Raw genomic sequence first — 11,875 nt, 5'->3', positions numbered from 1 at the left:
CTATGTCGCGAAGGAGCCGGCCAGCGACCCCATCGTCAGCGCCCAGCCGTCGACCAGCACGAACAGCAGCAGCTTGAAGGGCATGGAGATGATCGTCGGGGACAACATCATCATGCCAAGCGCCATCAGCGTCGACGCGACCACAAGGTCGATGATCAGGAAGGGCAGGAAGATCATGAAGCCGATCTGGAACGCGGTCTTCAGTTCCGACGTCACGAAGGCGGGCAGCAGGATGGAGAAGGGAATGTCGGCGGCCGAGCGGAAGGCGGGCGCCTCCGCCAGGTTGGAAAAGAGCTTGAGGTCGGTCTCGCGCGTCTGCTTGGTCATGAAGCCATGCAGCACCTTGCCCGAACGGCCCACGGCCTCCTCGATCGAAATCTGGCCCTTGCCATAGGGGTCGAAGGCCTGGGCGTTGATCTGGTCGATGGCAGGCCGCATCACGAAGAGGGAAAGGAACAGCGACAGGCCCACCAGCACCTGATTGGGCGGCGTCTGCTGCAATCCCAGCGCCTGGCGCAGCAGCGACAGGACGATGATGATGCGGGTGAAGCTGGTCATCATGAGGATCAGCGACGGCAGCACCGTCAGCAGGCTCATCAGGATCAGGATCTGCAGCGACAGCGAGAGCGAACGCCCGTCGCCGCTGATCTGCCCCATGGCGCGGCTCAGCGCGCCGCCATTGTTCACCGGGGCCGGGGCGGCAGGCGCGGCCTGCGCGAAAGCGGGAATGGCGATGAACAGGGCAGCAAGCAGCAGCGCGGCCAACGCCCATTTCATCATTCCCGCATGGGCCGTCGCCGCCCTTCGGGTCGCGGGAATGACGGTGGACAGGCTGTCAGCGCCCGGCACGATAGGGGTCGCCTTCCGCGATCTTCTCGATCCGCCCGCGCGTGACGGACAGCAGGATCTTCTTCCCCTCGAACTCCACCACGGCGAGCTTGCCGAACGTGCCCATCGGCAACGCTTCCAGCAGCTTGAGCGATCGATCATTCTGCCCGACCATCATGCCGGGCTGATATTTGCGCCACAGCCAGAGCGCGCCGAAGGCCATGCCCCCGACCAGAGGCAATAAGATCAGCAGCTTGACGAAATACCAGATCATGAGGGCTTTCCGCGAAGATGGTTAATTCGCCATCCGTTCCGAAAGATTGGCGCGCAAGGCAAGCGGTAAATCAGCCGCCCGCGTTTCAGCCGCGCCGTTCGACGCCCGCCAGCCGGCTTTCGGCGGCCGCGATTTCGACGACGCGGATGCCGTAGCGGCCGTTCACCGTCACCACCTCCCCCTTGGCGATCAGCGCGCCGTTGACCATGATGTCGAGCAGATCGTCGGCCTGGCGGTCGAGTTCCACGACGCTGCCTTCGCTGAGGTCCATGACCTCCGCCAGCCGGAGCGAGGTCGATCCGACCTCCACCGACATGCGGACGGGAATATCGGCCAGCAACCGGAACTGGCGGTTGTTCACCATGCGGGAAATGCTGTCCTCGCCCACATTGTCCAGGCGGGGGGCTTCACTCATATCGCTCATTGTCCGGTTTCCTGTGCAAGCTTTTCGATCTGGAATGCGGCGCGGCCATCCTGTTCGCCGATCGAGCCATGGGCGACGATGCGGTCGCCGACGATCAGCGGCAGGCTGCGGTTGATGGTGACGGGAATGATGTCGCCGGCCTTGAGCTGCATCAAATCGGCCAGGGACAGATCAGGGCGCGCAAGCACCGTGCGCGCGGGCAGGCGGATGTCGCGCATGCGCTGGACGATGCGGGCCTGCCACACCGGGTCGGCGCGTTCATCATCGACCGGGACGCGGTTGCCCATCAACGGTTCAACGGCGCGCAGCGCGGACAGCGGGAACAGCAGGTCGATCGGCCATTCGGCGTCGCGGCTGACGCTGATGAGGAAGCGCTGCAGCACCATCTGCTCGCCCGGCTGGGCGGCGGCGGCAAAGCCGATGCCGGTTTCCCGGACGATCAGGCCCGCCTCTATTGTCAGCATGTCGCTCCAGCATTCGACCAACCGGGCCATGAACGCATCGGAAATGCGCGTGATCAGGCGATCTTCGGTCGGCGTGAACTCCCCGCGCGGCGGCAATGCCCGATTGCCGATCCCGCCATAGAAACAGTCGACCAGCGTCGAGATCATCGCCGCATCAAGCCGCAGCAGCACCTGCCCCTTGAGCGGCGACAGGCGATAGACGCCGATGCTGGAGGAACCGGGCACTTCATGCGCCCAGGCGCCGAATTCCAGCGCGCGCGCATCATGCGCGGCGACATGCGGGCGAACCCCGGCGATCGGCTCCATGAGGGCGCGCAAACGCCGGCCGAGCTTTTCGCCCAGCCGGTCCAGCCCTGACAGCATCAGCGGCGCCTGAGATTCCGCCTGCCCGAAGGCATAGGCTTGAACATCGGTCATTTCAGTCCCCAGCCGTTCCGGGCGGGGGACTTCCCGCACGTTCAGGCAGCCCTATTGAATAACGAAATTGGTAAAATAAACGTTATCGACGCCGCCATAGCCCGTCTTTTGCTTCAGAATGTCGTTAATGACGGTCTTGATCTTTGCCTGGAGCGCCCTTTTGCCCTCCGGGGTCGACAGCGCCTCCACCGGCTGCTCGGCCAGCATCATCAGAACCTGGCTGCGAATCGCCATCTCATGGGCCTTGATCGCGTCGACGACGCGAATGTCGTAATAGGTCGATACCGCGATGGAAATCTGGGCGAAGGCGTCCGTATCCGACATGTTGGAGGTGAAGGGCGTCTGAAGCTGGAAATAGGTCGCCTGATAGGCAGCAGGATTGGCCGGGCTGGGCAGGTCGATGCCCTTGGCGGGAATATGGGCGCCCGGCACGGCATGTCCGCCGCCACCGCCACCCTCATGCCCGCCGCCTTCACCACCGCCGCCGCCGGCATAGCCATGGGCCTTCGCCACGTCCTCGGCGCTTTCGCCCGCCAGCACGAGCACGGGCTTGTTCGGGTCCTCCTTCGGACCTTCTTTCTTCGGGCTGAAGAAACCGGCGGCATAAAGACCGCCGGCCGCCCCCGCGCCGCCAACCACCATGGCGATGGCGATGAGCAGGATCATCTTCATCCGCCCGCCCTTTTTCTTCTTCGGCTTGGCCTCGTCACTCATCGGTCAAAATCCCCGTAACCCTGTCGTCAGGCATAGCGCGCGCGGGCGGCAGAATTGCCGGCGCGGCGCAGCTCGTCATGGTTAAGAACGGCCGGATCGCCGGAATTTTTAGGGGCGAACGCGTTATTTTCCTGGGCACGCCAGCGGCCCTGACCCTGCGCCTGGCCCTGCGATTGCGCCATATTCTGGCTGTTGTTCGCCCAGCCACTGGCGCCCTGGGATCCCTGCTGCTGGGACGATTGCTGTTGGCTGGCGCCGTCCGACCTGGCGGCTTCCGCCACATGCGGCATGCGATCGATCTTCACCTCGGCGATGCGCACGGCCGAAAGCCCCGCGTCGAGGCGCAGCCGGTCGCTGTCCTGGCGCAGCGCCATTTCGGCGGCTTCGCTCGCGACGGTCAGGCTGACCGCCGCGCCATCGCTGCCCTGCCGGATATCGACCTGCACGGGCCCAAGCTGGTCGGCGTTGATCTGGAACCGGCCCTGCGCGCCATTTGCGGACAAGCCGGCAATCTCGCGGGCGAGGCCATCGATCCACTGACCGGAAACGCCCATGTCGACGACCTGCGCGCCAAGGCTGGCGGACAAATCGGCCGGCGCAGCCGCGACCGGCGGCTGGATCGAGGGCGCAGCGGCGGGTTGGACGACCGGCATCTGGGGGACGGCATCGAGCGGACTTGGCTGTACGGCATTGGCCGGGCTAGCCTCTACCGGTGCAGCAGCCCGTCCAGTCCTGGCACGGGCGGCCAACGCTTCTCCAGCGCGGACGGGCGTGCCCGGCTGGCGGGCGGCAACCTGATCGCGCACCATCTGGAGCAAGGCAAGCGCCTCCGACTTCGCCGGGGCGCTGTCCGGGCGAATGGGAGGGTGCGCGGCGGGTACGGGGTCTTCAAGCTGTTCGTCTGATGCCGCAGGCGCAGCCATGGCGGGCTGCACGGAGCCGTTCGCCACATGCGTCGCTTCAACCGGATGTCCGGCAAATGAGGGCGGCAATGGAGTCGCTGCCGGCAGATTTTTGCCGCCATCCGGGCGGACGGGCACCGTTTCCGTGACCACGGGTGCGGACGTCGGCAGCACCTGCACCGGCACGCCTTGCGGCCCGAATGTCTGGACAGTGGCGACGACCGTTGCCGAAGCCGGCGCCGCATCGGCCTGTTCCTTCGGCTTGTCCGCGTCGCCCTGTTCGGCAGCCGCCAAATCGCCAGAATGCTCCGCCGTTGCGGTTTCCGGCTGGGCCTCTACCGTCCCCGGCTTGTTTTCCTTGCCGGGACGCGTGGCCTTGGCATGCTTGTCGGGCGTTACGACGGGCAGTTCCGGCGCGTCAGTTTCGACCTCTTCGCTCGCGACCGGCACCGGCTCGGGCTCCTGCGCCGCGACCTCTTCCACGCTGCCCTCAATGTGCGCGGGCACCGTACCCCCGACGCTGGCCTGATCAACGCTGGCCTGATCAACGCCAGGCTGGGCCGGCGGGTCGATCTTCGCGGCAAGGCCGGGCGGCAACGGCAGCGAATCCTTGCGATGGCTCTGCACGGCCCTCAGCGCATTGGCCAGGCCGAAGGGCAAGGACGAGAGCGTCTCGTCGGCCTTGCCCGCCTTGACCGGAGTTGTGGTCGGATCGATCTGCGGCGAACCCCCGACCCCGGCATTTTCCTGCGCTTCCTGCGAAGCGTCCATCGTGCCGTTCAGCAAGCTGGCAAAATCCGCCGCCCCTTCCACGGGCGTGGCCGATGCGGCCGCGCCATCGGCGGGCATGGGCGCCGCCGCCGAGGAAAAGAGCAGCGCCTTGAGGCTGGTCAGCATGTTCACGTCAGACATCTCCTGTCCTCTGCATCCGGCGATAGCGCGGCAAGGCCGCGAGCTTGTTCTCCCGCCATTCCTCCAGGTCCGCGCGGGCGCGATCCTTGAGCTTCATGGCGATTTCGCGATCCCGATTGGCCGCGAGGGAAAGGCCTTCCTTGACCTCCACCTTGCGACGCGCATCATAGAGCGCACCATCCAGCTGGCGCCCCGCCTGTTCCAGCCGGCCCGCCAGTTCCTGCATCGCTGCAAAATTCGCGCCAGTTGCGACGCCCTGCCCGGTAAAAAGATCATTTCGCACATTGCGCAGCCGCTCGACATTGCGGGCGATGCCCTCCGCCTCGTCGCGGGCGCGGGCGGTTTCGACGGCGGCCATGGCATGCTGGACATGGCGTACGCGCAGCACGCGCTGGCGGCGGGCGACCTCTCCCTTCATGCGCCGAACTCGGCGATCAGGGCGACGGCGCTGCTGTCAAGATCGATGAAGCTCTTCTGATCCTGCCGGATGAAATCCAGTATTTCCTGCCGGCGCTGCACCGCTTCGTCGATCACCGGATCATTACCGGGCCGATAGGCGCCCATCAGGATGAGATCGCGATTTTCCTCATAGGCGGCCCAGAGGCGGCGATAGCTGGCGGCGGCAAGGCGATGCTCGTCGGGCACCACGTCCGCCATGACGCGGGAGAGCGACTTGCCGATGTCGATGGCGGGAAAGATCGCCTGTTCCGACAGATGGCGGGACAGCACGAAATGCCCGTCGACAATGGCGCGGGCGGCATCGACGATCGGATCGTCCGTATCGTCGCCATCGGCCAGCACGGTGTAAAGCGCCGTGATCGAGCCGCCGCTGCGGCTGTCGACGCCCGCGCGCTCGACCAGGCGCGGAATCATCGCCAGCGCCGATGGCGGATAGCCCTTCATCGCGGGCGGCTCGCCCAGCGCCAGCCCGATTTCCCGCTGGGCATGGGCGCAGCGGGTCAGGCTGTCGATCAGCAGCAGCACCTTCTTGCCGCGTGCCCGGAAATATTCGGCGATGGCGGTGGCGCGGGCAGCGGCGCGCAGGCGCAGCACCGGCGGATGGTCGGCGGGCACGGCGACGACGATGCTCTTGTGCATCGCGCCCTTCAGCTTGGTTTCCAGGAAGTCGCTGACCTCGCGGCCGCGTTCGCCGATCAGGCCTGCAACGACGATGTCCGCTTCGGCACCCTGGATCATCTGGCCCATCAGCACCGACTTGCCGACGCCGGAACCCGCAATGATCGCGATGCGCTGGCCCCGGCCGGCGGTCAGCAGCGCATTGACGGCGCGCACGCCCAGATCGAACGGCTCCGTCACGCGGCCCCGGTCGAGCACATTGCCCTTCACTCCGTTGAGCGGCCAGGAACCGCCCGCTATGATCGGCCCCTTGCGGTCCAGCGGTTGACCCATGGCGTCGATGACGCGGCCGATCAGCCCCTCGCCCACCTGCACCATGGTCGCCTGGCTGTCCGGCTCCACCCGCGCGCCATTTTCCAGCGGCGCGTCGGCATCGAGCGGCACCAGCAGCGTCCTGTCGCCGCGAAAGCCAACCACTTCGGCACGGCAGATCGTCCCGTCCGCCGCGATCAGCCGCGCGCCGGCGCCGATGGGACGGCGAAAGCCGGTGACTTCCAGCATGCCCGCATCATGGCTGACCAGGCGGCCGACATGGCGCGGTGCGCGGTTCTGCACCTGCATATGATCGAACAGCGTTTCAGCCTGAGCCAGCGCGGCGCGAATCATCAGGCCTTGCCCTCCATATCGTCGAGCAGCGCGCGCAGGCGCGACAGGCGAACATCCGGCCCGTCCTCGACCCAACCGTCGGCGGTTTCCAGCCGCACGCAGCCGCGATGCATGTCCTGATCGGCGACCAGCTTGACGCCCAGCACCTCGCCCTCGAGCAGCGAGACGTCATCGGGATGCATGTGCAACGCACCCCTGTCGTCATGACCTTCGATGAAGGCGGCGACGCTGTCGCAGCGCTCGACCAGCCGCTCAATGTCGATCTCGACCTCGCCCACAATCTGTTCGACCAGCCGCACGACGGTCGCGGACAACATGGTGGAAAGCATGCCGCTCGGTGCGGGAGCCAGCAGTTCGAGCGCCTGGGTCAGCCGCTCGCGCGCCTCCGCCTCGGCACCGCTCGCTTCGGCGGCGATCCGGCAACCCTCGTCGAAGCCCATGGCAAAGGCCTCGGCGCGGGCCTGTTCCAGGACATCCTCCTCGCTCTGCGGCACCACGTCATTGACGGCGCGACCGGGCGTCCTTGCAGCCTCGGTGAACAGGCTGCGAAAGCCCCCGGTCGTCACCTTTCCCATGCCGCCAAGCGGAATGCTCGCGACCTCTGCGCTGCCCCAGAGCTTAGACAAAATCATTCCCCTTGCCGCCCAGCATGATGGTGCCCGCATCCGCCATGCGGCGGGCGGTGGCGATGATCAGCTTCTGCGCGTCGATGACCTCGGCAAGGCGGATCGGCCCGCGTTCCTCGATCTCGTCGGCAATGGCCTGCGCGGCGCGGGCCGACATTGAACCGAATATCTTGGCCTTCAGCATCTCGTTCGCGCCCTTCAGCGCGACCACCAGGATCGAACTGTCGACGGTGCGCATCAGCGTGCCCATATTCTTGTCGTCCATGTCGATCAGGTTGTCGAAGACGAACATCTCCTCCTCGATCGTCTGGGCGACCATCTTGTCCCGCTTGGCCAGCGCCTTGATGATGCGCTGCTCATTGTCCTTGCGGACATTGTTCATGATCGCCGCCGCCTCGATCGTGCCGCCGCGCTGGGAAGCGCCGCCCTGCTTCTTGGCCATGTTGCCGCGCAGCAGAAGCTGTTCCAGGTCGTCGAGCGCCTCGTTGGAAACGGGGCCCAGCGTCGCGATGCGATAGACGATTTCTTCCTGATGTTCGGTCGGCAGCAATTGCAGCACGTCGGCCGCGATCGGCGCCTCCAGATGGGCAAGCACGATCGCCATGATCTGCGGATGCTCCGCCTCGATCAGCACGGCGATTTCCTTCGCATCCATCCATTTCAGCATTTCAAGCTGGGTGGAACGGGTCGGCGGGGTGATGCGGGCGAGCATGTTTTCGGCCCGCTCCTCGCCCAGCGCCTTGGTCATCGCACCGCGGATATGGCGGGTCGCGCCATAGCCGATGGTGGTGCGCTTCTTCGCCTTGGTGACGAAATGATCGAGCGCCTCGTTGACTTCCTCGACTTGCACGTCAGCCACGTCATACATGGCATAGCCAAGCTGGCGCACTTCGTCCGGCTCCAGGCGCGAAAGGATCTGCGCGGCCTCATCCTCGTCGAACAGCATGAGCAGGACGGCGGCGGCGGCGCTGCCCTTCAGCGCGGCAGCGGTTGCGACCTCAGGCATTTTCCTTCTTCCCTTCCTTCAGAAGGTCGCGGACGACCAGGGCGGCGCGATCCGGATCCTGCTTCACGAAATTGCGGATCAGGTCGGCGCGCTGGGCGTAGTCATAGGTGGAGGAGATCATGTCGAGCGTGACCGGCATCGACCCGTCGGGATTGACCGTCGCCTGACGGCTGAGTTCGGTCGAGATTTCGCGGCCGATCTTCTGGCCCTCCGCGGCGACCTGCTCGGCGGCGGCGGCCTGAGCGGCGGCCCGGCGCTTCAGCAGCGGGCGGCCGATGCCGAAGATCACCAGCAAGGCGACCAGCAGGGCCGAGACGTTGCGCACCAGCGGCGATACCCATCCGGCCTCATACCAGGGCGCCTGGACCACTTCTTCCTTGGCGAAGCTGCGCGAGGACAGGGCCACCACGTCGCCCCGCGCCTGGTCGAAGCCGACCGCGCCCTTCACCAGGGCCTCCAGCGCGGCGATTTCCTGCGCGCTACGCGGCTTGCCGTCGGGGCCGTTGTCGAGCGCGACGGCGACCGACAGGCGCTTGACCGTGCCGATGGCGTCCTTGGTCACGGAGACTTCGCGACCCAGTTCGAAGCTGCGGTTGAAGGTTTCTTCGGTCTTCATCAGCGGATTGGGCGGCGTGCCGGGCTGGGCGGCGGTCTGCGCGCTGGCGGTACCCTGGGCCACGGCCTGACCGTTGGGGTTGGTCTGGGTCACGGTCGGGTTGACCGGCGCCTGATTGCTGAGCGCGCCGGGGATGCCGCTTGCTTCGCTGCCGGCGCCTTGTCCGCGCGGGTCGGAGGCCCAGGTGCCCTGCTCCGTGCGCAGGCGCGCCTCGTCCTGCGGATAGGTTTCGCGGGTCGCCTGACGCTCCGCGAAGTTCAGTTCGGTATGAACCTCGGTAGAGAATTTGCCCGCGCCCAGGATCGGCGTCAGCAGCGCGATCACCGACTGGCGATAGCGGTCCTCCATCCTGGTCTGGACGGCCAGTTGGCGATCGTCGGCGGCGTTGCTGTCATTGTTGCTGAGCAGCCGGCCATTCTGGTCGACGACCGAGATGTCCTCCGGATTGAGTTCCGGGATGGATGAAGCGACCAGATGCACGATAGCGCTGACCTGGGCATCGGTCAGTTGGCGGCCGGAGGCCAGACGCAGCATGACCGAGGCGGACGGCTTGGACCGTTCGCGCAGGAACACGCTGGGCGGCTCCACCGCAAGGTGGACCTTGGCGCTCTCGACGCTGTCGATCGCCTCGATGGTGCGGGCCAGGTCCATTTCCCTGGCGGAACGCAGCTTTTCGCCTTCCACGGCGCGGCTGGCGCCCATGGGCAGGCTGTCGATCATGCTGTTGCCGTCGGGCGCGCTCTTGGGCAGGCCCTGCGCGGCGAGCATCATCTTCGCCTTGAAATAATCGTCCTCGCCAACGGTCATGCTGCCCGAATTGTCGAAGTCATAGCGAATGCCGTTCTGGTCCAGCACCTGCGCCACGGCCGACTTGTCGGCATCGGGCAAGGCACGGAACAGGTCGCGCTGCGGCGGCTCGCGCAACGCCAGCCAGGCCGCGCCCGCCGTGGCGACGACGCCCAGCAGGCCCAGCAGCGGCAGGCTTTTCGCCACCGCCGGCTGCTTCATGAAGCCGGTGAAGCGCGCCTTCAGCGCGTCGACGCCCTTGGCGCCGCCAAAGGAAGCGGGGCTGGCGGCGGGAAGAGCGGCAGCGCCGCCAACGGAGGGGGTGAGTGCGTTCTCGCTCATATTACACCGGCATGCTCATGATGTCCTTGTAGGCGGACAGCAATTTGTTGCGGACCTGAAGGGTGGCTTCGAAGCTGACCGACGCCTGCTGCTTGGCCAGCATGACCCCGGCGATATCGGTGGTTTCCCCCCGTTCGAACGAGGCGGCCGCTTCACCCGCCTGGTTCTGCAGGCCATTGACCTGCTCCAGCGCCGATTTCAGCGCGTCGGTGAAGCCGCCCGGCGCCGTGGCGCCGTTGGTGCCGACTGCCGCGCCCGTGCCGACATTGCCGGTCTGGGCAACATCGCGCAGCGCGGCGTTCTTCTGGAGGATGGCGTTGCGGATCGCCATCACGCTGTCGGTCGGAGAAATTCCGGTCATGCCCTATTCCTCCTCAGGCCGCGGCCAGATCGCGCATTTCGGCGAGCCGGTAGCGCAAGGTGCGTTCGGAAATGCCCAGCTTGCGCGCGGCGGCGGCACGGTGCCCATCGGTTTCGCGCAATGCGGCGCGGACAGCCTCCAGCTTGCTGTTGTGGGCGACATCGCGCAGCCGGATCGGCTCGGCGGGCGCCAGGACCTGCTCCACTATGCGCAGTTGCGGCGCGCCGCTGATGTGCAGGTCGACGGGCTCGATCCTGTCCCCGTCGCGCAGCACCAGGGCACGCTGAAGCACATTGCCCAGTTCGCGGGCATTGCCGGGCCAGACATGGGCGGCCAGCTTTTCCAGTGCCGCGGCGGTCGGCCAGACAAAGGCATCCTTGGCGCTGTCCTGCTGGCGCAGCAGCATGGCGGCGGCGATGGCGGTGACGTCGCCCGGACGCTCGGCCAGCGGGCGCAGTTCCAGCGGCATGACATTGAGGCGCCAGTAGAGATCCTCGCGGAAGCGGCCGGCGGCGACCTCGGCGGCAAGGTTGCGGTTGCAGGCCGCGATGATTCGGACATTGACTGGCACCGAATGCGTGGCGCCGACCGGAAGGACTTCGCCTTCCTGCAGCGCGCGCAACAGCTTGGCCTGAAGGCTGAGCGGCAGTTCGGCGATCTCGTCAAGGAACAGCGTGCCGCCGTCGGCCGCCAGGAACAGGCCTTCCGAAGCCTGGGCCGCGCCGGTGAAGCTGCCCTTCTTGTGGCCGAAGAGCATGGCTTCCATCATGGTTTCGGGCAACGCCGCGCAGTTGACGGCGATGAAGTCGCGGGTCACGCGACCGGACTGGACGTGGAGGAAGCGGGCCATGCCTTCCTTGCCAGTGCCGGTATCGCCCTGGATCAGCACGGTGGCATCGCTGCGGGCGACCCGCCCGGCCAGCGTCATGAGGCGGGCGCTGCCGGCGTCGCCCACGGCGGGAACGGCGGCGGGCCGCGCCAGCTCCGCGATCAGGGCGAAGGCAAAACCCATGTCCTCCAGGCCGAAGGCGACACGCGCGGGCAGGCCGTTTGCGGCGGGCACCAGCGACGGCGCGCCGTCGACCAGATTGATCAATATGTCGCGATGGGTCGCATGGCCGATTTCCGTCGCCAGCAACACGCGCCGGTCTTCCCGCTCGCGCGGGCTCTGCGCATCCACGATCCGTACGGTAAAGAACGCATTCTCCAGCCAGTGCTGCAGGCCCGGAACGAGCGCGCAGACTCCTTGGCTCACGTCCAACGATGACATGAACTTGTCCCCATGTTGTGGCTGGCTTGTGCCCCCGCACGCCCCGAACCTCTTCGATGGGTTGAAACTGCCCGACTGTGGTTATCATATGGTTAATGCGGCAAAGCCCTTGCCGCATAACGGCAATTTTTTTCCGCGCGGCCGGAACTTTTCTTCGGCTTTTGCATATGCATGGGCGACTCCCCAGCCA

At 66.3% G+C, this 11,875-nt stretch carries 13 protein-coding genes; all 13 read right to left on the bottom strand.

The annotated features are described in order from the left end of the window. The 13 genes from fliP to MRBLMC3_RS19650 all read right to left on the bottom strand — a co-directional run bounded on the left by fliP (position 1) and on the right by MRBLMC3_RS19650 (position 11,685). Positions 1–780, bottom strand: a complete 780-nt coding sequence (gene fliP / locus MRBLMC3_RS19710; RefSeq protein ID WP_363831698.1) for a flagellar type III secretion system pore protein FliP — start codon at positions 778–780, stop codon at positions 1–3. Positions 781–835: 55 nt separating this feature from the next. After that, positions 836–1,102, bottom strand: a complete 267-nt coding sequence (locus MRBLMC3_RS19705) for a FliO/MopB family protein (RefSeq protein ID WP_133653814.1) — start codon at positions 1,100–1,102, stop codon at positions 836–838. Positions 1,103–1,187: 85 nt separating this feature from the next. Next, positions 1,188–1,526 carry a flagellar motor switch protein FliN gene (gene fliN / locus MRBLMC3_RS19700; protein ID WP_133653815.1) on the bottom strand — a complete coding sequence of 113 codons (339 nt, stop codon included), beginning with the start codon at positions 1,524–1,526 and terminating at the stop codon, positions 1,188–1,190. After that, positions 1,523–2,407: a flagellar motor switch protein FliM gene (locus MRBLMC3_RS19695; RefSeq protein WP_363831588.1), complete on the bottom strand. Its 885-nt coding sequence runs from the start codon at positions 2,405–2,407 to the stop codon at positions 1,523–1,525. Before MRBLMC3_RS19695 ends, fliN begins: the two co-directional genes overlap by 4 nt. A gap of 51 nt (positions 2,408–2,458) precedes the next feature. Next, on the bottom strand, positions 2,459–3,121 hold the full coding sequence (locus tag MRBLMC3_RS19690) for a flagellar basal body-associated FliL family protein (RefSeq protein WP_363831585.1): 663 nt from the start codon (positions 3,119–3,121) through the stop codon (positions 2,459–2,461). Between the two features lie 26 nt (positions 3,122–3,147). Then, positions 3,148–4,935 (bottom strand): flagellar hook-length control protein FliK, encoded by a 1,788-nt coding sequence (locus tag MRBLMC3_RS19685; RefSeq protein WP_363831583.1) that lies wholly within the window; start codon positions 4,933–4,935, stop codon positions 3,148–3,150. Next, entirely contained in the window at positions 4,928–5,353 is a 426-nt protein-coding gene (locus MRBLMC3_RS19680; RefSeq protein WP_363831581.1) for a hypothetical protein, read from the bottom strand. The genes MRBLMC3_RS19685 and MRBLMC3_RS19680 overlap by 8 nt, the downstream gene beginning before the upstream one ends. Further along, the gene (locus tag MRBLMC3_RS19675; RefSeq protein WP_363831578.1) at positions 5,350–6,678 is read right to left on the bottom strand and encodes a FliI/YscN family ATPase; all 1,329 of its coding nucleotides are present in this window, start codon (positions 6,676–6,678) and stop codon (positions 5,350–5,352) included. The genes MRBLMC3_RS19680 and MRBLMC3_RS19675 overlap by 4 nt, the downstream gene beginning before the upstream one ends. After that, positions 6,678–7,310 carry a flagellar biosynthesis protein gene (locus MRBLMC3_RS19670; RefSeq protein WP_363831575.1) on the bottom strand — a complete coding sequence of 211 codons (633 nt, stop codon included), beginning with the start codon at positions 7,308–7,310 and terminating at the stop codon, positions 6,678–6,680. The genes MRBLMC3_RS19675 and MRBLMC3_RS19670 overlap by 1 nt, the downstream gene beginning before the upstream one ends. Then, complete coding sequence (fliG, locus tag MRBLMC3_RS19665; RefSeq protein ID WP_363831573.1) at positions 7,297–8,310, bottom strand: flagellar motor switch protein FliG; 1,014 nt, start codon at positions 8,308–8,310, stop codon at positions 7,297–7,299. Before fliG ends, MRBLMC3_RS19670 begins: the two co-directional genes overlap by 14 nt. Then, positions 8,303–10,054, bottom strand: coding sequence for a flagellar basal-body MS-ring/collar protein FliF (fliF, locus tag MRBLMC3_RS19660; RefSeq protein ID WP_363831570.1), 1,752 nt, complete (start codon positions 10,052–10,054; stop codon positions 8,303–8,305). The genes fliG and fliF overlap by 8 nt, the downstream gene beginning before the upstream one ends. 1 nt (position 10,055) lies before the next feature. Beyond that, entirely contained in the window at positions 10,056–10,415 is a 360-nt protein-coding gene (gene fliE, locus MRBLMC3_RS19655; protein ID WP_133653824.1) for a flagellar hook-basal body complex protein FliE, read from the bottom strand. Positions 10,416–10,428: 13 nt separating this feature from the next. Then, positions 10,429–11,685 (bottom strand): sigma 54-interacting transcriptional regulator, encoded by a 1,257-nt coding sequence (locus MRBLMC3_RS19650; RefSeq protein WP_133653825.1) that lies wholly within the window; start codon positions 11,683–11,685, stop codon positions 10,429–10,431. Between the last annotated feature and the right edge of the window lie 190 nt (positions 11,686–11,875).

This window comes from Sphingobium sp. LMC3-1-1.1 (genome assembly GCF_040676285.1).
Classification (GTDB): Bacteria; Pseudomonadota; Alphaproteobacteria; order Sphingomonadales; family Sphingomonadaceae; genus Sphingobium.
This window is presented reverse-complemented; position numbering and strand designations above follow the sequence as displayed.

Bases quoted from the DNA above. Each gene is read 5' to 3' on its own strand.
- MRBLMC3_RS19670 (WP_363831575.1), bottom strand. From the start codon at position 7,310: ATGATTTTGTCTAAGCTCTGGGGCAGCGCAGAGGTCGCGAGCATTCCG.
- MRBLMC3_RS19675 (WP_363831578.1), bottom strand. From the start codon at position 6,678: ATGATTCGCGCCGCGCTGGCTCAGGCTGAAACGCTGTTCGATCATATG.
- MRBLMC3_RS19690 (WP_363831585.1), bottom strand. From the start codon at position 3,121: ATGAGTGACGAGGCCAAGCCGAAGAAGAAAAAGGGCGGGCGGATGAAG.
- fliE (WP_133653824.1), bottom strand. From the start codon at position 10,415: ATGACCGGAATTTCTCCGACCGACAGCGTGATGGCGATCCGCAACGCC.
- MRBLMC3_RS19685 (WP_363831583.1), bottom strand. From the start codon at position 4,935: ATGTCTGACGTGAACATGCTGACCAGCCTCAAGGCGCTGCTCTTTTCC.
- MRBLMC3_RS19680 (WP_363831581.1), bottom strand. From the start codon at position 5,353: ATGAAGGGAGAGGTCGCCCGCCGCCAGCGCGTGCTGCGCGTACGCCAT.
- fliN (WP_133653815.1), bottom strand. From the start codon at position 1,526: ATGAGCGATATGAGTGAAGCCCCCCGCCTGGACAATGTGGGCGAGGAC.
- MRBLMC3_RS19695 (WP_363831588.1), bottom strand. From the start codon at position 2,407: ATGACCGATGTTCAAGCCTATGCCTTCGGGCAGGCGGAATCTCAGGCG.
- MRBLMC3_RS19705 (WP_133653814.1), bottom strand. From the start codon at position 1,102: ATGATCTGGTATTTCGTCAAGCTGCTGATCTTATTGCCTCTGGTCGGG.
- fliG (WP_363831573.1), bottom strand. From the start codon at position 8,310: ATGCCTGAGGTCGCAACCGCTGCCGCGCTGAAGGGCAGCGCCGCCGCC.
- fliF (WP_363831570.1), bottom strand. From the start codon at position 10,054: ATGAGCGAGAACGCACTCACCCCCTCCGTTGGCGGCGCTGCCGCTCTT.
- MRBLMC3_RS19650 (WP_133653825.1), bottom strand. From the start codon at position 11,685: ATGTCATCGTTGGACGTGAGCCAAGGAGTCTGCGCGCTCGTTCCGGGC.
- fliP (WP_363831698.1), bottom strand. From the start codon at position 780: ATGATGAAATGGGCGTTGGCCGCGCTGCTGCTTGCTGCCCTGTTCATC.